Source organism: Streptomyces sp. NPDC000229, assembly GCF_040300825.1.
In the GTDB taxonomy this organism is placed as follows: Bacteria; Actinomycetota; Actinomycetes; order Streptomycetales; family Streptomycetaceae; genus Streptomyces.
In genome coordinates this window covers 1-19772 of record NZ_JBEPEL010000089.1, presented here as the reverse complement: position 1 = coordinate 19772, position 19772 = coordinate 1, and the positions used below count along the sequence as shown (strand labels likewise).

Below are 19772 nucleotides of genomic sequence, written 5' to 3'. Positions count from 1 at the left end.
ATGCGTGGGTACGCCCTGCAACGGCTCGCCGCCGGAGCCGTACAACTGGTCCTGCTCGCAGTGCTGGTGTTCCTCCTGACCTCGCTGCTGCCCGGTGACGCGGCCGATGTCCGCAACAACGAGGACGCCACGCCCGAGCAGGTGGCGGCGCTGCGCGCGCAGCTCCAGCTGGACCGGCCGGCCCTGGAACGCTTCACGGACTGGGCGCAGGGCGTGCTCACCGGTGACCTGGGCACGTCGCTGGTCAGCGGCGGCCCGGTGCTGGACATCCTGACCGAGTCGGCCGGCACCACGCTGGTGCTGGCCGCGGTGACCTTCGCGGTCGTCGTGCCCCTGGCGGTGCTGCTCGGCATCGTCTCCGGCTTGCGGGAGGGCCGCCGCCTCGACCGGGCGGTCACGTCCGTGACGCTCGCGCTGAACGCCGTGCCCGACTTCGTGCTCGCGTTGCTGCTGGTGGCCGGTCTGTCACTGCGGCTGGGCTGGTTCCCGGCGACCTGGGTCGGTGTGGGCGCGGCCGACCTGGTCGTCGAGCCGGCGCTGCTGGTGCTGCCGGTCACGGTGGTGGCGGCCCGCCTGATCTGCCTGCTCTCCCGGCAGGTACGGGCGGGCATGGTGACGGTCCTCAAGGCCGATTACGTCGTCCAGGCACGGCGCCTGGGTGTGCCGCGCCGGACGCTGCTGCTGCGGCACGTGCTGCCCAACGCCGCGGTCCCCGCCATCCAGGAGCTGGCCCGGGTGGGCGACAACCTGGTCGGCGGTGTGCTGATCGTCGAGGCGGTCTTCGCGATCCCCGGAGTGGCCACCGCTCTCGTGAGAGCCGTGGAGGCCCGGGACGTGCCCACGGTGCAGGGGCTGGCCCTGGTCGTCGCCGTGGCGGCCCTGCTGTTCAGTCTCGCGGCGGATCTGGTCTGCCATCGACTCGTACCACGGACGGAGGTCCTCCGGTGAAGGCGATGACCATGCCGGTGGCGTCCGTCGGTGGGCTGCTGCTGGTGGTACCGGCCGGCATCGCCCTCGTCGGGCCATGGCTCGCCCGCCCGGCGGCCCCCGGGGCGTTCATGCCGTACGCGGGAAGTGGCGGTGAACACCCGCTCGGCACCGACGGGCTGGGCCGGGACGTACTGGCCCTGCTGCTGCACGGTGGACGCAGCGCGCTGGGCATGGCGCTCGGCGCGGTCGCGGTCGCCTACCTGGTGGGCGGGCTGGTGGGGCTGCTGGCGGCCTCCGCCCGCCGCCGGTGGGCGGACGAGCTGCTGATCCGCCCCCTGGACGTCCTGCTCCCCGTGCCCACGCTGCTGGTGATCAGCGTGGTGGCGGTCGGCTGGCGCGGGTCCCCCGTCGCCATCGCCCTCGCGGTGGCGGCCGTCAACGTGCCACCCGTGGCACGGCTGGTGCGGGCCGCCGCCCTGGACGCGGCCAGCGGCCCCGTCACCGAGGCGCTGCGGGTGCAGGGCGAGTCCCGCGCCCGCATCCAACTGGACCACGTGGCCCGCTCGGTGCTGTCCCCGGTCGCCGCCGACATCGGCACCCGGATCACCCTCGCCGTCTTCCTCGTCGGTTCGGCCAACTTCCTCGGTCTGGGACTGGACCCGACCGCGCCCGACTGGGCGGTGAGCATCGCCCGCAGCCGCGAGGCTCTGCTGCTCCAGCCGTGGGCCGTGCTGGCACCCGCCTTGATGCTCGTCATGTTCACCGTGGGGCTCAACCTGCTCGCCGACCGCCTGCTGGCCCGCTCCCGCCGTACGCAGGAGGCTGTTCGATGACCGCGGAGACACCCTTCGTCACCGTGCGCGGGCTCACCGCGCGGGCCGGGGAGACGGTGCTCCTCGACGCGGTGGACTTCGACCTCCACGAGGGGCAGGTCACCGCGCTCGTCGGTCCTTCGGGCAGCGGCAAGACCACGGCGGCCCTGGCGCTGCTGGGCGAGGCGGGCCCGGGTGTGCATCTCACCGGACGGGTGACGGCCGGCTCCGTGACCGTCGTGGACGAGGACGGGATCACGGACGAGGCGACCGGGCTGCGCGGCCGGGTGGTCGCGTACATGCCCCAGCACCCGGGCAGCGCCCTCAACCCGGCCCGCCGCACCGGCGCCGTCCTCGCCGAGCTGGCCCGCCTGCACCGCTCCGCGGGTCCCGCGCCGGTGACCGAGGCGCTCCAGGCCGCCCAACTGCCCACCGGACGGGACACGGAGCGGCGCTTCCCGCACCAGTTCTCCGGCGGCCAGCGCCAGCGCGTCGCGCTCGCCCAGACCCTGGTGTGCCGGCCCCGGGTGCTGGTCCTGGACGAGCCGAGCACCGGACTCGACACGGTGACCCGCATGCGGCTCGCCGGAGAGCTGGCCGAGCTCGCCCGCGGCGGGCCGGCGATCCTGCTGCTCAGCCACGACCACGACCTGGTCCGGGCGCTCGCCGACCACGTGGTCGTCCTGCACCGGGGCCGTGTGACGGCGTCGGGGGGCGCGGCCGACGCCCTGCCCGCCCGGCGCCCGGTGACCGCCTCGCGGCACACGCCCCGCGACGCCGACGGGCCTGCCGTGCTCGACGTACGCAACCTCTCCGCCCACCTCCACGGCCGGGGCCGGGGCCCGGTCCTGCACGGCGTCGACCTCCAGTTGCCCGCCGGGGCCTGCGTCGGTGTGGCCGGCCTGTCCGGCAGCGGCAAGACCACTCTGGCCCGCTGCGTCGCCGGGCTCCACGAGCGTCACCGCGGCCGGATTCTCCTGGACGGCCGGCCGCTTCCCGTCCTGCGCCGCCGCACCACGGAGCAGAAGCAGCGGGTGCAGTACGTCTGGCAGGAGGTGCGCAGCTCCTTCGACGAGCGGCGACCGGTCGCCGAGCAGGTCGCCCGTACCGCGGTACGGCTGCGGGGCCGGGACGCCGGTGAGGCACGGCGCGAGGCTCTGGAGCTGCTGGCCCGGCTGGGGCTGGCCGCCGGCACGGTGGAGCGCCGTCCCGGTGGCCTGTCCGGCGGCGAACTGCAGCGGGCGGCGCTCGCCCGTGCCGTACTCGCCGCGCCCGACGTCCTGATCTGCGACGAGATCACCACCGCCCTCGACGCCGACGCGACCCGAGCGGTTCTCGGCGAACTCGCCCGGCTCCGTCAGGAGCACGGCACCGCGCTGCTCTGGGTCAGCCACGACCTGGAACTCCTCGCCGCCGTGGCCCACCACATCGTCGTCATCGACGGCGGACACGTCGTCGAATCCGGCACACCCGACCAGGTGTTGCACGCCCCCCGGGCCACCCTGACCCGGCAGTTGGTCAGCGCCATGGACCTCGGTACGGCTCCGGCGGCCACCGACCTGACCGCCCCGTCCGTGTCCGGCGCCTGACCCCCACGACGTTCAGCCACGCATCCCCGATCACGGAGGACCCATGACCGACCGGACCGCAGCGGGCGCCACGGCCGCACAGGCCGACGCCCGGGCACTGCTCGACGCGCTGCCCGACACCCTGCCCCGGGACGAGATCCTCGCCATCAACAGCGCGAAGTCCGACATACACACCCGCCGCACCTACACGTACAACGGCTGGACGTTCGAGCTGCCGCCGGGCGTCTTCAGGCCCGGCGACACCAGCCGCATCATCCACGACCGGCTGCTGGACGGCACCATCGCGCTCAAGGGCCGGTCGTACGCGGCCGTCGGCGCCGGACTCGGCGTCGAGGCCGTGATCGCCGGGGTCATGGGCGCGCGCGAGGTCTACGCCGCCGACGTCCACCCGGACAGCGTCGCCACGGCCGCCGCCCACTACGAGCGCATCGTCGGCGACCGGCCCGAGACCGCCTTCCGCCCGCTGGTGTCCAACCTCTTCGAGGAGTTCCCCTCCTCCGCGCGCCTCGACGTCATCACCTTCAACCCGCCCGCCGTCAGCACCAGGACCAGTGACGACCCGACGGTCATCCGCAACGTCTGCGTGGGCATCGACATCGTGACGCGCTTCTTCGACCAGATCACGGACCGCGATCTGCTCACCCCCGACGGCGAGATCCACCTGATCGTGTCGAACACCTCGGAGCTCAAGAACATCGTCGCGTACGCCATCGAGGCCGGCTTCCGGCCGGAGATCACACACCGCCAGACCTGGGAGGGCGACAACTGCCAGGCGTACCTCTTCAAGCTGCGTCGCGACCACGCCGCCGCCTGACCGGGAAGAGAGAGACATGCACGAGCACATAGCCGAAGCGGTCAAGGAACCCGATGTGGTCACCGTGCCGCCGGGAGCGATCTGCCTGCGCTTCGAGACCATGAAGCTGTACTCGGCGCTCGGCGCCGTACGCCACCTGCTGGAGACCGGCCGGGTCAAGCCGGGTGACACGCTCATCGACAGCTCCAGCGGCATCTACGCCCATGCGCTGGCCCTCGCCTGCCACCGGTACGGCCTGAGGTGCCACATCGTCGGCTCGACCACGGTGGACCGTACGCTCCGCGTCCAGCTGGAGATCCTCGGCGCCACCCTGGAGCAGGTCCGCCCCTCCAAGAACCTTCGCCTCGACCAGAACCTCCGGGTCGAACGCATCGGCGAACTGCTCCAGGAGAACCCCGACTACCACTGGATGCGGCAGTACCACGACTCCATCCACTACCTCGGCTACCGCGACGTCGCCGACCTGATCGCCAAGGAAGTGCCCGAGGGGCCGCTGGCCCTGGTCGGCGGGGTCGGCACCGGGGCGTCCACGGGGGCCATCTCGACGTATCTGCGCGAGGCTGGGCGGGACGTCGCGCTCATCGGAGTCCAGCCCTTCGGCAGCGTCACCTTCGGCGCCGAACACGTCTCCGACCCGGACATGATCATCGCCGGGATCGGCAGTTCCATCCCCTTCCAGAACGTCCGCCAGGACCTGTACGACCGCATCCACTGGGTGAACTTCGACTACGCCATGTCCGGCGCGGTCCAACTCCTGCGGGCCAGCGGCATCTTCGCCGGCCTCTCCGCCGGCGCGGCCTACCTGGCCACCCTCTGGGAGCGGGAACGCGACGACTCCAGGACGTACGTCTTCCTCGCCGCCGACACCGGGCACCGGTACGTGGACAGCGCCTACGCCAACCACCCGCAGGCCATCGGCCTCGGCGCGATGCGTCCCCACGAGGTCACGGCCCAGGAGGAGCTGCGGCACCCGTGGTCGGCGATGGACTGGCCGCCCCGCGACAGCGCGCTCCTGCGCGGCGAAGCGCTCCTGGTGCCCGGCGCCGCCTGACGTCCTTCCGGGCGGCCCCGGACCCACCTCCCGTGGTTCCGGTACGCCCGCACCTCCCGTCCGTCCGTCCCCCCTTCCGGAAGGAGCCCGTGCCATGTCCCTCACCGACGAGCGCACATGTGGCTTCGTCCTGCTGCCCCGGCTCTTCGGCCCCGCCGAGACCGCGGCCCTGGGCCACGTCGCGGAGTCCGTACTCGAACGGGTCACCGAGCGCGCCCTGAAGGGGGAAACACAGGTCACCGTGTGGCCGGACGGGCACCGGCTGGAGAAGGTGGACGGCGCGACCGTCCACTGGGAGCCGGACGCCCGTCCGCCCGTCGTCCGCAGCCTGTCCCCGGTCACGCGGCTGGACCCCGCACTGGACGTGCTGTGGACCGACGAGCGGCTCACCGCGCCCATGCGCGGCCTGCTGGACACCGCACGCCTCGGACCGTTCACCTCGAAGCTCAACTTCAAGCGGGCGGGCGTCGGTTCGGAGTTCCGCTGGCACCAGGATCATCCGTACTGGTACTGCTGCGCGGGTCCCGACGCCCGGGACATCGCCACCGCGATGATCTTCCTCGACGAGGTGACGGCCGACAACGGCGCCCTGGAGATCGTCCCGGGCAGTCATCTGGCCGGACCCGCACCGCGCGACCGCGCCGAACCCACCGGGCTGCTCGTCGACACCGCGCGGACGGACGTGGACGGCGCGGTGACGGTCGAAGCACCAGCCGGCTCGGTCCTGATGTTTCCCGGTCTCCTCGTGCACCGCTCCGGCCCCAACACCACCACACGCGACCGCCGTTCCCTGCTCCTGTGCTTCCAGCCCGCCGGGCGCCCGACGCTCGACCGGTTGCCGTACCGGCACGAACGGCTCGCCGACCTGCCCTGACCAACCCCCCATACGCAGACACAGAAGAAAGAACCCGCCATGTCTTCCTCACAGCCGTACTCCGTGCCCGACCTCCAGCAGGCGGTTCTGGACGGTGCCTACGGGCCGCCTCCCCAGGAGCTGACCGTCACCAGCGCGTTCTGGCTCCACCACACCACCCGACTGGCCGGAAGCCAGGTCACCTACCGCAACCACTACCTGCTGCTGCGGTCCGGTGACGCGTTCGGCGCCTCCTCCTTCGAGGCCGGCGAGCTCGCCCCGGACTTCTGCGCCGACGCCTCGGGGTACACCCTCGACCACCTCATCCGGCACGCGTCGGCCCCCGTACGCATCGCCGCCCTGGACGCCTACCTCGGCCGCGTCCGGCCCCACCGCACTGCTCCCGACGCGGAGACCGTCACGCTGCCGACCGGCACGCCCGAGACACGGGCACAGGCCCGGGACGCGGCCGTCGCCGGACTGCTCGACATTCCCGCCGGCGCCAAGGTCGCCCTGATAGGCGTCGTCAACCCGCTGGTCGCGGCGATACGCGACCAGGGCGGCGTCCCGCTGCCCTGCGACTTCAACCTGCGCACCACCAACTGGGGTGACCCGGTCACGGACGACATGGCCCAGGTACTGGCCGGCGCCGACGCGGTGGTCGCCACCGGCATGACCCTCAGCAACGGCAGCTTCGACGTCATCCTGGACCACTGCCGCAAGCACGAGATGCCGCTCGTCGTGTACGCCCAGACCGGCAGCGCGGTGGCGCGCGCCTTCCTGGGCGCGGGCCTCACCGCGCTCTCCGCGGAGCCCTTCCCCTTCTCCCAGTTCAGCGCCGACGCGACCGCGCTGTACCGGTACCGGGCGGCGACCGCATGAGCAGCGAGACCAAGGACCCGGCGGCCCCCGTCGGAGCCGGCGCGGCGAGCGGCGCCGACGCCGACGCCGTACCGAGCGACTGGCGGATGACCCGCGTGCTGTGGCCGTTCATGGTCGCCTCGGCCGTGGGGCTGGTGCCCTTCACCATCTACAGCACGTTCCTCGTCCCCATCGCCGACGCGTCGGACGGCGGCGTCGCGGCCCTGGGCCAGCTGCGCGGCCTCGGCGGCCTCGCCGCCCTGGCCGTGGGCACCGCGCTGGCTCCGCTGATCGACCGCGTACGCAAGGAGTGGGCGGCGGCCGGCGGGCTGGCGGTGCTGGCCCTCTCGGCGGCCCTCGGCGCCACCGGTGAGTTCCTGCTGCTGGCCGCGTTCTGCCTGCTCGTCGGCGCCGGTACGGCCGTGCTCAACCCGGCGCTCACGGCGGCGGCGGCCGACCGCTTCGGCAACGGCGCCGCCGCGGGCCGGGCGGCGACCCTCATCACCGCCACCCAGTCGCTCACGGCGCTCCTGGCCGCGCCCCTGGTGGCCCTGCCCGCCGTGCTGTGGGGCTGGCAGGGGGACTTGTGGGCGATCGCCGCCGTCTCCTCCGTACTCGCCCTGTACTTCCTCCTCCGGAGCCGCCGTCCCGAGCGTGCCGAGAAGGCCGAAGAGGGTGCGGGCAAGGAGCCGCGGCCGGGCTACCTCGCCTCGTTCAAGCTGCTGGGCGCCCTGCCCGGCGTGGTCCCGCTGCTGTGCGTCGCCATGCTCCGTACGGCGGCGTTCATGGGCTACCTCGCCTACCTCGCGGCCTTCTACGACGAGCGCTTCGGCCTGGACCCGGGTGTCTTCGCGATCGTCTGGACCCTGAGCGGAACCTCGTTCTTCCTGGGCAACCTCCTCGCCGGCCGCCTGCTGAGCGCCGAGCGCCCGAAGATCCCCGGCGAGCGGCTGATGGCACTCGCTCTGCTGGTGGCCATGGCGGCGCTGGTGGGCGTCTTCTTCACCCACTCCCTGCTCCTGGCCCTTCCCCTGACCGCGCTGATCGGCGCCGGTCACGCGACGGTGGCCGCCTGCGTCACCACGCTGCTGGTACGGCGCTGCGGCTCCCTCCGCGGCACGGCGCTGAGCGTCAACGCCGCCGGGATGAGCTTCGGCGTCTTCCTCGGCGCCGGTCTCGGCGGCGTGGGCCTGGGCCTGGGCGGATACCCGGGCACGGCCGCGGCGCTCGGGGGGCTGACCCTCGCGGCACTCGTCTTCGCCCGCATGGTCAGCCGCTCCTCGGCGAGCGCGAAGGACTGAACGCCTCGCGGTGTGGTGACGCCCCGGCCGACGCGGACCCCTACGGGCCTTTCGCCCCCGTGGGGGGTCCGCGGGTTCAGGACTTTCGCGCCGCCGGAGCGGTACCGGTCAGGTCAGGTCAGGGAGTCGCCGTCGAGACGACGTACACCCGTGGCGCAGCCGGGTCGGTGAGGTCGACGGTGATGTCCTGGGTGGGGCGCGGGTCCTTCTGGCGGTGCGTGGTCGCGGACCAGTCGCGGCCCGCCGGGAACTTCCAGCCCACGGTGCGGGCGTCGCGGTCGCTGATGGTGACGTCGTCGGCGTCGAGCGCGGCGCGGCTCGTACCGACGTCGTTGAGGAAGTCGTCCAGCCCCGTACCGGTGGTGGTGAACTCGACGTACAGCCTGCTCGACTTCCAGTTGCTCGTCTCGAAGTAGGCGACCTCGGTCGAGCCGCCCGGGATCGGGACCTCGAAGACGCGGCGCTTCATCTTGGACGGCCAGCTGTCGCGCAGTCCGGTGACGGACGACTCGGCCTCCTTGTCGCGGCCGCTGGCGCGGCTCTGCTGGGCGGAGATCACCAGGTAGCCGGCCGGGATGCCGATGAGCAGCACGATGACGACGGCCGTCAGGACACGGCGGCGGATCATGCGCCGGCGCTCCTCCGGGGAGGCGGGCTGGTTCAGTACGGACGTCACTGCCATGACTACGGTTCCTGGGAGGTGGTGATGCGGCCGTTGCGGATGGCCTGGGCGTACCGCTCGTACTTCTCGTAGCGCTCCAGCCGGCGGCGGTTGGCGCGGCGGAAGCGGCGCGCGACCAGCCGGGCCAAGTCGGCGGCGCCGACCATACCGGCCTCGGGGCCGAGCTGGGCCTTGGCGATGCGGGCCTCGGGACGGTAGCCGCGGCCGGTGAGGTGGCGGCGGAAGGCGTCCCGGGCGGGGCCGATGAGCAGGTCGTCGGCGGCGCTGACGCCACCGCCGATCACGAAGCAGGACGGGTCGAGGGCCGCGGCCAGGTTGGCGATGCCGACACCGAGCCACTGGCCGATGTCCTGGAACAGCTCGATGCACATCGCGTCGCCCTCACGGGCGAGCTCGGTGATCAGCGGGCCGGTGATGTCGGGTACGGAGCCCTTGACCCGCTCGATGATGTTGTACGCGACCGGCGAATCGGCCGCCGCCAGCTCGCGGGCCTCCCGGACGAGGGCGTTGCCGGAGCTGTACTGCTCCCAGCAGCCGCGGTTGCCGCACGGACAGCGGTGGCCGCCGGGCACCACCTGCATGTGGCCGAACTCGCCGGCGACGCCGTACTTGCCCCGCTTGACCTGGCCGCCCTCCAGGATCGCGCCGCCGATACCGGTACCGAGCGTGATCATGACCAGGTGGTCCTCGCCGCGGCCGGCGCCGAACCGCCACTCCGCCCAGGCCGCGGTGTTGGCGTCGTTGTCGACCATGACGGGGACGGCGAGCCGGGCCTGGAGCGAGTCGCGCAGCGGCTCGTTGCGCCAGGCCAGGTGCGGGGCGAACAGGACGCGGCTGCGGTCGGCGTCGACCCAGCCGGCGGCGCCGATGCCCACCGCGTGCACATCGTGCCGGTCGGAGAGGTCCAGGACCAGTTCGGTGATGGTGTCCTCGACGACCTTGGCGCTCTTGGACTTGTCCGGCGTCTCGGTCTTGATCTGCTCGAGGATCACGCCGTCGGCGTCGACGACGCCCGCCATCACCTTCGTACCACCGATGTCGATGCCGACGGTGGGGACGCGGGGCGCGGTCAGGTGCGAGCGGCGCTCGCGGGCCGAGACGGTCCGCAGGACGGTGGCGCGGGCGGAGCCCCGATGGGCGGAATCGCGGTACGTGCTCACGGGTCCTGTCGTCCTGGTGGTGGGGGGGCCGGGAGGTGGGGGGCCCGGCGGCGGACGGTGCCCGCCGCCCCCGATTCTGCCAGGTACGCGGCCGGGGGCGGGGGCGCGCCGTGCTCAGGGAGCGGTGACCGGCGCGGGGGTCCCCCCACGCCCTCAGGACGTAGGGGGAACGTCGTGGCCGCCGACCTGGGTGGGGGCCGGGGCTCGTTCCAGCTCGTGGCGGAGGTCCTCGAGCTCGCTGCCGCCCGCCATCTGGCGGGTGAGTTCGTCGAGTGTGACGGAGTCCTTGGTGTGGCTCGCCGACATCACGCCCCGCTTCAGCAGCACGAAACGGTCACCGACCAGATACGCGTGATGCGGGTTGTGCGTGATCAACACCACGCCGAGCCCGGCGTCGCGGGCGGCCGCCACGTATTTGAGGACCACGCCGGACTGCTTGACGCCGAGCGCCGCCGTCGGCTCGTCGAGCACGAGCACCTTGGCACCGAAGTACACGGCGCGGGCGATCGCCACGCACTGGCGCTCACCGCCCGACAGGGTGCCGATCGGCTGGTCCACGTCACGCAGGTCGATACCCATGCGCGCCAGCTCGGTACGGGTCGTCCGGCGCATCAGGTCGACGTCCAGGCGCCTGAGGGGACCCACGCCCTTGGTGGGCTCGGAGCCGAGGAAGAAGTTCCGCCAGACCGGCATGAGCGGGACGACCGCCAGGTCCTGGTAGACGGTGGCGATGCCCCGGTCCAGCGCCTCACGCGGCGAGGACAGGGTGGTCTCCTCGCCGTCGATGCGCAGGGTGCCGCCGTCATGGGCGTGCAGCCCGGCGATGATCTTGATGAGGGTGGACTTCCCGGCGCCGTTGTCGCCCAGGACGCACGTGATCTCGCTCGCGTGGACCTCCAGGGAGACACCTTCGAGGGCGCGGATGTTGCCGTAGTACTTGCTGACGTCGTCGAGCTGTACGAGGGGGGTGCTCATCGTGTTGCCTCCGCGCGCTTGCGGACCCAGGCGTTGAGCAGGGTCGCGAGAAGGAGCATCGCCCCGAGGAAGAACTTGAACCAGTCCGGGTTCCACTCCGCGTACACGATGCCCTTGCTGGTCATGCCGAAGATGAACGCGCCGACCGCCGAACCGATCGCCGAGCCGTATCCGCCGGTGATCAGGCAGCCGCCGATCACGGCCGCGATGATGTAGATCAGCTCGTTGCCCACGCCCTCGCCGGACTGGACGACGTCGAACGAGAACAGCAGGTGCTGTCCGGACACCCAGGCGCAGAAGGCCACGCCCATGTAGAGGCCGATTCTGGTGGTGCGGACGGGGACACCGACCGCGCGGGCGGCGTCGGCGTTGCCGCCGACGGCGAAGATCCAGTTGCCGAACCGGGTCCGCAGCAGGATCCAGGTGGCGAGGGCCACCAGGGCGAACCACCACAGGATGGTCACCTTGATGTCGATGCCGCCCACGGAGAAGTGGGAGGCGAACAGCGCCTGGGCGGAGGAGAAGCCCTCCATGTCGGCGATCGTCCTGGTCGACACGGTGCCGCTGATCAGCTTGGTCAGGCCGAGGTTCAGGCCGGTCAGCATCAGGAACGTACCGAGCGTGATGATGAAGCTCGGCAGCTTGGTACGGGTCAGCATGACGCCGTTGAAGACGCCGATGGCGAGGGTGACCAGGAGCGATACACCGACGCCGACCCAGACGTTGGCGGTCATCTGGTAACTGAACATCGACGAGACGAGTGCCGCGCTCGTGACCAGCACACCGGCCGACAGGTCGAACTCACCGCCGATCATCAGCAGCGCGACCGGGACGGCCATGATGCCGATGGTCGAGGCGGCGTAGAGGACCGTGCCGAAGCTGGAGGCCCTCAGGAAGCTGTCCGCGACGATCGCGAAGAAGAGGAAGACGGCGACGGCTCCGACGACGGAGCCGAGCTCGGGGCGGCCGAGGAGCTTGCGCAGCGGCGAGGTGCGCAGCAGGCGCTCGTCGACGGGGGCGCTGTCCTTGCCCTTCACGGGTGGTGCGGTCGCGGTCATCGGGTTCCTCGCTCCGTGAATTCCGCCAGCGCGGCGGCGTCCTTCTCGGTGATGATCTGCGGCCCGGTCAGCACCGGCCTGCCACCGCCGAGCACGTCGGCGTTGTACCGGTACAGCCAGAGCAGGTCGACGGCCTCGTACCCCTGGAGGTAGGGCTGCTGGTCGACGGCGAAGCCCAGCTGCTTGCTCTTCAGGCCGGCGGCGACCTTGGCGTTGAGGTCGAAGGTGTCGATCTCGGCCTCGGACCCGGCGGACTTCTTGGCCTGGACGGCGGCGTCCGCGAACGGGGCGCCGAGCGTGACGACGGCGTCGATGGAGGGGTCGGTCTGGAGCTTGGCCTCGAGGGAGGCCTGGACGTCGGGCATGTTGGTGCCGTCGACGTACAGGTTCTGCAAGTCGCCGTCGAAGGTCTTCTTCACTCCCGCGCAGCGCTGCTCATGGCCGACGTTGCCCTGTTCGTGCAGGACGCACAGGGCCTTCTTGCGGCCACGCTCGTCCAGCTCGTCGCCGACCGCCTCACCCGCGATCGTCTCGTCCTGCCCGATGTGGGCGAGGGCACCGAACGCCTTCGACTGCTCCGAGCCGGAGTTGACGGTGATCACCGGGATGCCGGCCTTCACGGCCCTGGCGACGGACGCCTTCATCGCGTCGGGCTTGGCCAGGGTGACGATCAGGCCGTCGACCTTCTTGTCGATGTAGGAGTCGACGAGCTGCGCCTGCTGCTGGCCCTCGTCGCTGTGGGCGTACAGGAAGTTGATGTTGTCCTTGACGGCCGCCTGCTTGGCGCCGTTCTGGACGATGTCCCAGAAGGTGTCGCCATCACCGGAGTGGGTGACCATGGCGACGGTCCACTTCGGGGTGTCGACGGCGGACCGGCCCTGGGCGGCGGCCTTGCGGGCGTCCTCGGCGCGTTTGCCGCCGGTGGCGCTGCACCCCGCCACGGCTCCCGCGAGGGACACTCCGAGTACCGTCGCCAGCACCGCGCGGAGCGCGCGTACCCCTGTCCGAACCCTTGCCACGACGCCGTGCCCCTCTTGCTGTGCTTGCTGTGCTTGCTGTCGTACGACTGGCCAAGTATGGGTCATGGTGATGTGCCCGGATTTCATCGGGTACCGCGGCCGGTCAGTTCCTCCAGCACCGGTACGTCCTTCTCGGTGACGAGGGCCGGGCCGGTGAGGACCGGCTTGCCGCCGCCGACGATGTTGAGGTTGTCCTTGTGGAGCCAGAGCCCGTCGACGGCGAGGTAGCCCTGGAGGTAGGGCTGCTGGTCGACGGCGAAGCCGATCTGCTTGGCCTTGAGCTGGGCGACGACGGCCGCGTTGAGGTCGAAGGTGTTGATCTCGGCGGTGGAGCCGGCGCTCTGCTTGGCCTTGACGGAGGCGGCGGCGAAGGGGGCGCCGAGGGTGACGACGGCGTCGATGTCCTTGGCGCTCTGCAGCTTGGCCTCGATGGAGGAGGTTGCGGCGGGCATGTTGGTGCCCTCGACGTTGAGGTTCTCGACGGTGCCCTTGAAGGTCTTCTTCACCCCGGCGCAGCGCTCTTCGAGGGAAACGTTTCCCTGCTCGTGGATGACGCAGAGCGCCTTCTTCCTGCCGCGTGCGGTGAGCTCCTCGCCGACGGCCTCGCCGGCCACGGCCTCGTCCTGGCCGATGTGGCTGATCGCCCCGAAGGCCTTGGAGTGCTGCCCACCGGAGTTGATCGTCACGACCGGGATGCCGGCGGCGACGGCCTTGGCGACGGACGCCTTGACCGCTTCGGGCTTGGCGAGGGTGACGATCAGACCGTCGACCTTCTTCGCCACGTACGAGTCGATGAGCGCGGCCTGCTCCTTGCCTTCCTTGTTGGCGGCGTAGAGGAACTCGACGTTGTCCTTGGCCGCTGCGGTCTTGGCGCCGCTCTGGACGATGTCCCAGAAGGTGTCGCCCTCGCCGGAGTGGGTGACCATCGCGAGGGTCATGCGCGGGGTGGCGGCGGGTTTCCCGCCACCGGAGGTGTCCGTGGTGTCGTTCTCGGAGTCCTTGCCGCCCGAGCTGCTGCATCCGGCGGCGGTGACGGTGAGTGCGACTGCGGTCAGCAGGGCTGCTGCCGCCGTGCGGGTGGTACGCATCGTGGGTCCGCCTTGTCTCCCCGGCGCCGCCCGATTGCGGCTGGGTGAGTTTCTACGGGGGTGGGGCGGGCCCGTCAATACTTTGTCCGAACATTCTTACGCGGTCAGGGGCGCACCAGGAGCTGGAACTCAAAGGCGTACCGCGACGCCCGGTAGATGTGCGAGCCGAACTCCACCGCCCGGCCGGTGTCGTCGAAGGTGGTCCGCTCCATGGTCAGCAGCGGGGCACCCTTCTCCTCGGTGAGCAGCTCCGCCTCCGGGCTCGTCGCCGCCCGGGCCCCGACCTTCTGGCGGGCGCTGTGCAGGGTGATGCCCGCGGTGCGCATCATCCGGTACAGGCCGGTGCCCTCCAGCAGCTCGGTGTCCAGGTCGAGCAGACCCAGCGGGAGGTGGTTGCGCAGCCGCGCCATCGGCTCGTTGTGGGCGAACCGCAGCCGCTCCACGAACCGGACGTCGGCGCCTTCCGGTACGCCGAGCGCGGCGGCGACCTCGGCGGAGGCGGGCTCGACGCGGTTGGCCAGGACGACGGTGGCGGGGCGCTGGCCGGCCGCCTCCAGGTCGTCGTACAGGCTGCTGAGCTCCAGGGGGCGTTTGACCTGGCTGTGCACGACTTGGGTGCCCACACCCCGGCGGCGCACCAGCAGGCCCTTCTCGACGAGGGCCTGGATGGCCTGGCGGACGGTCGGCCGGGACAGGCCGAGCCGGTTCGCCAGCTCGATCTCGTTGCCGAGGAGGCTGCCCGGGGTGAGCGTCCCGCGCTCGATGGCCGCTTCCAGCTGCTGGGAGAGCTGGAAGTAGAGCGGCACCGGGCTGGTGCGGTCCACGCTCAGCGGCAGTCGCACGACGGAACCGGTCTCTTCTCTGGCTGCTCGGGTCTGCTTGGGCACGGGCCGAGCCTATCCACAGGAAATGATGACGGAAAGTTGTGAAGTCATGTTGTCAGGACAAAAGCTTGACACGATGACAGTCGCGGCCCCACCTTGGGGGCCATGCGCATCGGACTCATCGGAACGGGACGTATCGGGACCTTCCACGCGGGCGTGCTCAGTCGCCACCCCGAGGTGGGGGGTCTCGTCGTCGCCGACGCCGACCCCGGCCGGGCGGCCCAGGTCGCCGAACTCACCGGCGCCACGGCCGCGCCGACCGTCGACGACGTCTTCGCCTGGGGCGTGGACGCGGTGGTCATCGCCTCGGCGACCTCCTCCCACGCCGACCTCATCGCCCGTGCCGCCCGCGCGGGCCTGCCCACCTTCTGCGAGAAACCCATCGCCCTCGACCTGCCCGGCACGCTCGACGCGCTCCGCGACGTGGAGGCGGCCGGCACCCAGCTCCAACTGGGCTTCATGCGCCGCTTCGACGCCGGCTACCGGGCCGCCCGCGACGCCGTCCACTCCGGGCGCATCGGCCGGCTGCACACGGTCCGGGCCATCACCTCCGACCCGGCGCCGCCGCCCGCCGCCTACCTCCCGCTCTCCGGCGGCCTCTACCGCGACTGCCTGGTCCACGACTTCGACATCCTCCGCTGGGTCACCGGCCGCGAGATCACCGAGGTGTACGCCACGGGCTCGGACGGCGGCCCCTCGATGTTCCGCGACGCGGGTGACGTCGACACGGCGGCCGTGCTCCTCACGCTCGACGACGGCACCCTCGCCACGGCGACGGCCACCCGCTGCAACGGCGCCGGGTACGACGTACGGATGGAACTGGCGGGCGAGCACGACCAGATCGCGGTGGGCCTCGACGACCGGACGCCGATCACGTCCACCGAACCGCTCGGGCCTCCCCCGGCCGACAAGCCGTGGCCGGGGTTCCTTGAGCGGTTCGCCCCGGCGTACGAGGCCGAGCTGGACGCCTTCGTCCACCTCGCGCGCGGCGAGCTGGCCAACCCGTGCGACGGTCAGGAGGCGCTGCGGGCGCTGCGCGTCGCCGAGGCGTGCGAGCTGTCCCGCCGCGAGCGCCGCCCGGTGCGACTGGACGAGGTCCCGTCAGCGCTCTGATCCGCTCACCTACGGGACCGTGCCCTGTGCCACCGCGCACAGGGTCCCGGTCCCGTTCTCGTCCACCGCCGGCAGGTCGCAGCGCACCACCGCCCGCCGTCGGCCCGCGTGGACGACGGCAGGCGCGGGCCGGCAGGGCGCGACCGGCGGCGGGGCGGACCTACGGGATGGAAGGCCCGGCCGCCAGCACCACCGGGCCCAGGGCCCTGCCGGTCACATCCCTCCTCACCACCTGACGGGAAGGCGGCGGACGCCGCGCATGAGGAGGCCGGGCAGCCAGTCCAGCGGCCCGGCCGAGGGGTCGAGCGTCAGGGAGGGGAAGCGCTCCAGCAGGGCACGGATCGCGATCCGGCCCTCCAGGCGGGCCAGCGGGGCGCCGAGGCAGTAGTGGATGCCGTGGCCGAAGGCCAGGTGCCCGGCCGTGTCGCGGCGGATGTCGAAGCGGTCGGGGTCCGGGAACCTGTCCGGGTCGCGGTCGCCGGCACCGAGGCCGACGAGGACGGTCGCCCCCTGCGGGATCACCGTGTCCCCTACCGGTACGGGCTCCCGCGCGAACCGGGCCGTACCCGTCTCGACGGGACCGTCGAAGCGCAGCATCTCCTCCACCGCGCCGTCCAGCAGGCCGAAGTCGGCGCGCAGGGCCGCCAGTTGGTCCGGGTGGGCGAGGAGGGCGCGGACGCCGTTGGCGATGAGGTTGACCGTCGTCTCGTGCCCGGCGACCAGCAGCAGGTACGCCATGGCGCGCAGTTCGGCGGCCGACAGCCGGTCGCCGTCCTCCAGGCGGGTGTGCAGCAGCCCGGAGAGCAGGTCGTCGGTGGGCCCGGCGCACCGCTTGTCCTCGATGAGCTCGTCCAGGTAGTCGCCCAGCGCGTGCACGGCGGCGTTCTCCTCGTCCGCGCGCCTCGGTGCGACGATCTCGCGGGACCAGGCGCGGAACGTGTCCCGGTCGGCGGCGGGGACGCCGAGCAGTTCGCAGATCACCGTGATGGGCAGCGGGAAGGCGAGCGCGTCGACGAGATCGGCGTGTCCGGCGGGCGCCATGGCGTCGAGCAGCTGGTCCGTGAGGGCCTGGACGCGCGGGCGGAGGGCCTGCACGCGCCGCCCGGTGAACTCGCGGGCGACCAGTCCGCGCAGCCGGGTGTGGTCGGGCGGGTCGAGGACCAGCAGGTAGGGGCCGATGACCGCTTCGTCGAGCATCCGGTACCCGGCCGTGGACGACGACTTCGACAGCCGGGGGTCGGCGAGCGCGGCCCGTGCCTCGGCATGGCCGACGATCAGCCAGACCTCGGCACCGAGGGACGTGCGCACGTGGTGGACGGGGCCGCTCTCGCGGAGTTTCGCGTAGTACGGATAGGGGTCGGCGGTGAAGCCCTCGCCGTACTCGCTCAGATCGACCGTGGCCATCGGCCCAGCCTAAGCGTCTTCCTCCCCGTCGAGGAGTCCGGCGTCGTGGACCAGAAGGGCGATCTGGACCCGGTTGTTGAGACCGAGTCTGGCGAGGATCCGTGAAACGTGGGTCTTCACGGTCGGCACGCTCATGTAGAGGGTGGCGGCGATCTCGGCGTTGGAGCGGCCCCGGCCGACGGCGAGGGCCACTTCCCGTTCACGCTCGGCCAGTTCCGCGAGGCGGGCGGCCGCGGCGGTCTGCCGGGTGTTCTCCGCCGCACGTCCCGCCACATGGGTCATCAGCCGGCGGGTGACGGCCGGGGAGAGGACCGGCTCGCCGGCCGCGACGCGCCGTACGGACTCGACGATCTCGGCGGGCGGGGTGTCCTTCAGGACGTACCCGGCGGCGCCGGCCCTCAGCGCGCGCAGCACCTGCTCGTCGGCGTGGAGGGCGAATCCGCCGTCGGGTGCGGTTCTGTGGGTGAGGCGGCCGCCGGCGAGGGTGGCGCGTTCGATGAGGCCGATGAGCCCCTGTCCGGATCCGGGTACGGGCGGGACGGGGCCGGTGGGGGCGGGGTTGCGGACGTCGACGGTGAGCCCGTCGCCGGGGCGGCCGCGGACGGTGACGGTCACCTCGGTGCCGGGGGCGTGCTTGCGGGCGTTGGTCAGGCCCTCCTGGGCGATGCGGTAGACGGTGCGGCCGGTGGCGGTGGGGACGCCGCCGGGGTCGTCGATGCCGTTGTCGAGGGCGACCTCCATGCCGGCTCCGCGGGACTCGGCGATCAGCGCGTCGAGGGTGGCGAGGGTGGGCTGGGGGCGGTCGCCGTCCTCGTGGTCGCCGGGGGCGTTCCGGTTCATGGGGTTCACCCGGTACCTGACGGAGAACGTGGGGTTCCTGCACGGGCGGGGGCTGTTCGCCGACATCGTGATCGCGGTGGTCGGTTTCGCGGTCCTGATGATCTCGGACCGGTTGCGGAAGGCGTAGGGCGTCGGCCGGTCACCCCTTGGACGAGCGGGGAGCCGAGGTTGCGGAGGGCGGGCCGGGAGGGTGCGTCGGTCGTGCCCGCCGCTGTTCCTCCCGGGTGCGGCCGGCGGATGAGTACCCGTACCCGTCCGCGCCCGAGCAGCCGGACCGGCTCACTCGCCGAGTGCGAACGTGCCGAACTCCGCGGGCCCGGTGGGCCGGTACGTCTGGATGGTGACACCCGTGGACGTGGTGCGGTGGCCGGTGAGTTCGAACGCGGTCGGGGTGCCGCCGTCGGGGAAGAGGCGCCGTCCCTTGCCGAGGAAGACCGGAAAGACCAGGAGGTTCACCTCGTCGACCAGCCCGAGGGCGATGAGGCTCTGGGCGAGCCGGGCACTGCCGTGGACCTGGACCTCCCTGCCCGGCTGCTGCTTGAGGCGGTTCACCTCCTCGGTCAGGTCGCCCCTGATGACGGTGGAGTTGTTCCACTCGGCCTTGTCGAGCGTCCGCGACATCACGTATTTGGGCAGGGCGTTGAGCCGGCTCGCGATGGGGTCGTTCTCGTCGGTGACCTGAGGCCAGTAGGCGGCGAAGATCTCGTACGTCCGCCGGCCGAGCAGGAAGCTGTCCACCCGCCCGAACACCTCGTCCATGAACCGGCCGAACTCCTCGTCCGCGAAGGGGACGCTCCAGCCGCCGTACTCGAAGCCGTCGGTGCGGTCCTCCTCGGTGCCGCCGGGTGCCTGCATCACACCGTCCAGTGTCATGAAGGTGGTGAGGGTGAGCTTGGCCATGGCCGGTGCCTCTCGTTTCGTCGATTTCGGTTCTTCATCGTGTGTCACAAGCTCAGACCGTGCCTCCGCACGGAACTCATCGGTGGACGGGCGCCGGATGCGGCGTTCGTTTCCCGCCGGTGCCAGGACCGCCCCTCCGGTGTGATGGAGCCCGCAACCGCTTCTGGTCGAGGGCACGGAGGCACCATGAACAGCAGGACGGCTCTGGTCACCGGCGGCAGCCGCGGCAGAGGCGCCGCGACCGCGCTGCGGCCGGCCCAGCAGGGCGCGGACGTCGCGATCACTTACGTACAGGACGAGGAGGCGGCGCGGGAGGTCGTACGGAAGATCGAGGCGACCGGGCGGCGCGGGCTCGCCCTGCGCGCCGACGCGGCAAGGAGACGAGCGCCAGCACAATGGCGGCGATACCCGCGAACACCCGCACGACGGAGTGGCACC

Annotated in this window: 21 protein-coding genes and 1 pseudogene; 11 read left to right on the top strand and 11 right to left on the bottom strand. The window is 71.9% G+C overall.

The annotated features are described in order from the left end of the window. The 8 genes from ABT360_RS29955 (at window position 1) to ABT360_RS29920 (ending at window position 8211) form a co-directional block, all read left to right on the top strand. Complete coding sequence (locus ABT360_RS29955) at window positions 1-948, top strand: ABC transporter permease (RefSeq protein WP_351823288.1); 948 nt, start codon at window positions 1-3, stop codon at window positions 946-948. 5 nt (window positions 949-953) lie between these two features. Continuing rightward, window positions 954-1763, top strand: coding sequence for an ABC transporter permease (locus ABT360_RS29950; protein WP_351823313.1), 810 nt, complete (start codon window positions 954-956; stop codon window positions 1761-1763). Beyond that, window positions 1760-3331 carry an ABC transporter ATP-binding protein gene (locus ABT360_RS29945; RefSeq protein ID WP_351823285.1) on the top strand — a complete coding sequence of 524 codons (1572 nt, stop codon included), beginning with the start codon at window positions 1760-1762 and terminating at the stop codon, window positions 3329-3331. Before ABT360_RS29950 ends, ABT360_RS29945 begins: the two co-directional genes overlap by 4 nt. A gap of 43 nt (window positions 3332-3374) precedes the next feature. Beyond that, the gene (locus ABT360_RS29940) at window positions 3375-4145 is read left to right on the top strand and encodes a methyltransferase (protein ID WP_351823282.1); all 771 of its coding nucleotides are present in this window, start codon (window positions 3375-3377) and stop codon (window positions 4143-4145) included. A gap of 16 nt (window positions 4146-4161) precedes the next feature. Further along, on the top strand, window positions 4162-5196 hold the full coding sequence (locus ABT360_RS29935; RefSeq protein WP_351823279.1) for a pyridoxal-phosphate dependent enzyme: 1035 nt from the start codon (window positions 4162-4164) through the stop codon (window positions 5194-5196). Window positions 5197-5290: 94 nt separating this feature from the next. Then, the gene (locus ABT360_RS29930) at window positions 5291-6070 is read left to right on the top strand and encodes a phytanoyl-CoA dioxygenase family protein (protein ID WP_351823276.1); all 780 of its coding nucleotides are present in this window, start codon (window positions 5291-5293) and stop codon (window positions 6068-6070) included. Between the two features lie 39 nt (window positions 6071-6109). Then, a complete protein-coding gene (locus tag ABT360_RS29925) occupies window positions 6110-6931 on the top strand; it encodes a Rossmann-like domain-containing protein (protein WP_351823273.1) in 822 nt (273 codons plus the stop codon). Next, window positions 6928-8211 carry an MFS transporter gene (locus ABT360_RS29920; RefSeq protein ID WP_351823270.1) on the top strand — a complete coding sequence of 428 codons (1284 nt, stop codon included), beginning with the start codon at window positions 6928-6930 and terminating at the stop codon, window positions 8209-8211. The genes ABT360_RS29925 and ABT360_RS29920 overlap by 4 nt, the downstream gene beginning before the upstream one ends. Before the next feature lie 118 nt (window positions 8212-8329). Here ABT360_RS29920 and ABT360_RS29915 read toward each other — a convergent pair whose 3' ends face one another. The 7 genes from ABT360_RS29915 to ABT360_RS29885 form a co-directional block, all read right to left on the bottom strand. Further along, the gene (locus ABT360_RS29915) at window positions 8330-8893 is read right to left on the bottom strand and encodes a hypothetical protein (protein ID WP_351823267.1); all 564 of its coding nucleotides are present in this window, start codon (window positions 8891-8893) and stop codon (window positions 8330-8332) included. Between the two features lie 2 nt (window positions 8894-8895). Further along, window positions 8896-10053: an ROK family glucokinase gene (locus tag ABT360_RS29910; RefSeq protein ID WP_351823265.1), complete on the bottom strand. Its 1158-nt coding sequence runs from the start codon at window positions 10051-10053 to the stop codon at window positions 8896-8898. Between the two features lie 153 nt (window positions 10054-10206). Continuing rightward, window positions 10207-11028 carry an ATP-binding cassette domain-containing protein gene (locus tag ABT360_RS29905; protein ID WP_351823262.1) on the bottom strand — a complete coding sequence of 274 codons (822 nt, stop codon included), beginning with the start codon at window positions 11026-11028 and terminating at the stop codon, window positions 10207-10209. Then, a complete protein-coding gene (locus tag ABT360_RS29900) occupies window positions 11025-12086 on the bottom strand; it encodes an ABC transporter permease (RefSeq protein WP_351823259.1) in 1062 nt (353 codons plus the stop codon). The genes ABT360_RS29905 and ABT360_RS29900 overlap by 4 nt, the downstream gene beginning before the upstream one ends. Continuing rightward, window positions 12083-13105, bottom strand: a complete 1023-nt coding sequence (locus ABT360_RS29895; RefSeq protein ID WP_351823256.1) for a sugar ABC transporter substrate-binding protein — start codon at window positions 13103-13105, stop codon at window positions 12083-12085. The genes ABT360_RS29900 and ABT360_RS29895 overlap by 4 nt, the downstream gene beginning before the upstream one ends. 83 nt (window positions 13106-13188) lie before the next feature. Then, window positions 13189-14193 carry a substrate-binding domain-containing protein gene (locus ABT360_RS29890; RefSeq protein WP_351823253.1) on the bottom strand — a complete coding sequence of 335 codons (1005 nt, stop codon included), beginning with the start codon at window positions 14191-14193 and terminating at the stop codon, window positions 13189-13191. Between the two features lie 104 nt (window positions 14194-14297). Further along, window positions 14298-15017, bottom strand: a complete 720-nt coding sequence (locus tag ABT360_RS29885) for a GntR family transcriptional regulator (RefSeq protein ID WP_351823310.1) — start codon at window positions 15015-15017, stop codon at window positions 14298-14300. A 165-nt stretch (window positions 15018-15182) separates the two neighbouring features. On the opposite strand from ABT360_RS29885, the gene ABT360_RS29880 reads away from it, so the two are divergent. After that, entirely contained in the window at window positions 15183-16190 is a 1008-nt protein-coding gene (locus ABT360_RS29880; protein WP_351823250.1) for a Gfo/Idh/MocA family protein, read from the top strand. Window positions 16191-16199: 9 nt separating this feature from the next. On the opposite strand, the pseudogene ABT360_RS35455 reads toward ABT360_RS29880, so the two are convergent. The 3 genes and pseudogenes from ABT360_RS35455 to ABT360_RS29870 all read right to left on the bottom strand — a co-directional run. Next, window positions 16200-16401: pseudogene (locus ABT360_RS35455) on the bottom strand (thioesterase); the annotation flags it as partial. Between the two features lie 14 nt (window positions 16402-16415). Then, window positions 16416-17594 (bottom strand): cytochrome P450 family protein, encoded by a 1179-nt coding sequence (locus ABT360_RS29875; protein ID WP_351823247.1) that lies wholly within the window; start codon window positions 17592-17594, stop codon window positions 16416-16418. Between the two features lie 9 nt (window positions 17595-17603). Beyond that, a complete protein-coding gene (locus ABT360_RS29870) occupies window positions 17604-18434 on the bottom strand; it encodes a LuxR C-terminal-related transcriptional regulator (protein ID WP_351823244.1) in 831 nt (276 codons plus the stop codon). Between ABT360_RS29870 and ABT360_RS29865 the strand changes: the two genes are divergently transcribed. After that, a complete protein-coding gene (locus tag ABT360_RS29865) occupies window positions 18433-18561 on the top strand; it encodes a hypothetical protein (RefSeq protein ID WP_351823241.1) in 129 nt (42 codons plus the stop codon). The two genes, ABT360_RS29870 and ABT360_RS29865, sit on opposite strands and share 2 nt — an antisense overlap. A gap of 152 nt (window positions 18562-18713) precedes the next feature. On the opposite strand, the gene ABT360_RS29860 is transcribed toward ABT360_RS29865, so the two are convergent. Beyond that, window positions 18714-19334 carry a dihydrofolate reductase family protein gene (locus ABT360_RS29860; RefSeq protein WP_351823238.1) on the bottom strand — a complete coding sequence of 207 codons (621 nt, stop codon included), beginning with the start codon at window positions 19332-19334 and terminating at the stop codon, window positions 18714-18716. A gap of 186 nt (window positions 19335-19520) precedes the next feature. On the opposite strand from ABT360_RS29860, the gene ABT360_RS29855 reads away from it, so the two are divergent. Continuing rightward, the coding region (locus tag ABT360_RS29855; RefSeq protein ID WP_351823235.1) for an SDR family NAD(P)-dependent oxidoreductase at window positions 19521-19772 on the top strand (252 nt) is incomplete at its 3' end.

What these genes read in the sequence shown, in the direction of transcription:
- ABT360_RS29955 (WP_351823288.1), top strand. Translation starts at nt 1, where the DNA reads ATGCGTGGGTACGCCCTGCAACGGCTCGCCGCCGGAGCCGTACAACTG.
- ABT360_RS29950 (WP_351823313.1), top strand. Translation starts at nt 954, where the DNA reads ATGACCATGCCGGTGGCGTCCGTCGGTGGGCTGCTGCTGGTGGTACCG.
- ABT360_RS29945 (WP_351823285.1), top strand. Translation starts at nt 1,760, where the DNA reads ATGACCGCGGAGACACCCTTCGTCACCGTGCGCGGGCTCACCGCGCGG.
- ABT360_RS29940 (WP_351823282.1), top strand. Translation starts at nt 3,375, where the DNA reads ATGACCGACCGGACCGCAGCGGGCGCCACGGCCGCACAGGCCGACGCC.
- ABT360_RS29935 (WP_351823279.1), top strand. Translation starts at nt 4,162, where the DNA reads ATGCACGAGCACATAGCCGAAGCGGTCAAGGAACCCGATGTGGTCACC.
- ABT360_RS29930 (WP_351823276.1), top strand. Translation starts at nt 5,291, where the DNA reads ATGTCCCTCACCGACGAGCGCACATGTGGCTTCGTCCTGCTGCCCCGG.
- ABT360_RS29925 (WP_351823273.1), top strand. Translation starts at nt 6,110, where the DNA reads ATGTCTTCCTCACAGCCGTACTCCGTGCCCGACCTCCAGCAGGCGGTT.
- ABT360_RS29920 (WP_351823270.1), top strand. Translation starts at nt 6,928, where the DNA reads ATGAGCAGCGAGACCAAGGACCCGGCGGCCCCCGTCGGAGCCGGCGCG.
- ABT360_RS29915 (WP_351823267.1), bottom strand. Translation starts at nt 8,893, where the DNA reads ATGGCAGTGACGTCCGTACTGAACCAGCCCGCCTCCCCGGAGGAGCGC.
- ABT360_RS29905 (WP_351823262.1), bottom strand. Translation starts at nt 11,028, where the DNA reads ATGAGCACCCCCCTCGTACAGCTCGACGACGTCAGCAAGTACTACGGC.
- ABT360_RS29900 (WP_351823259.1), bottom strand. Translation starts at nt 12,086, where the DNA reads ATGACCGCGACCGCACCACCCGTGAAGGGCAAGGACAGCGCCCCCGTC.
- ABT360_RS29890 (WP_351823253.1), bottom strand. Translation starts at nt 14,193, where the DNA reads ATGCGTACCACCCGCACGGCGGCAGCAGCCCTGCTGACCGCAGTCGCA.
- ABT360_RS29880 (WP_351823250.1), top strand. Translation starts at nt 15,183, where the DNA reads ATGCGCATCGGACTCATCGGAACGGGACGTATCGGGACCTTCCACGCG.
- ABT360_RS29875 (WP_351823247.1), bottom strand. Translation starts at nt 17,594, where the DNA reads ATGGCCACGGTCGATCTGAGCGAGTACGGCGAGGGCTTCACCGCCGAC.
- ABT360_RS29865 (WP_351823241.1), top strand. Translation starts at nt 18,433, where the DNA reads ATGGGGTTCACCCGGTACCTGACGGAGAACGTGGGGTTCCTGCACGGG.
- ABT360_RS29870 (WP_351823244.1), bottom strand. Translation starts at nt 18,434, where the DNA reads ATGAACCGGAACGCCCCCGGCGACCACGAGGACGGCGACCGCCCCCAG.
- ABT360_RS29860 (WP_351823238.1), bottom strand. Translation starts at nt 19,334, where the DNA reads ATGGCCAAGCTCACCCTCACCACCTTCATGACACTGGACGGTGTGATG.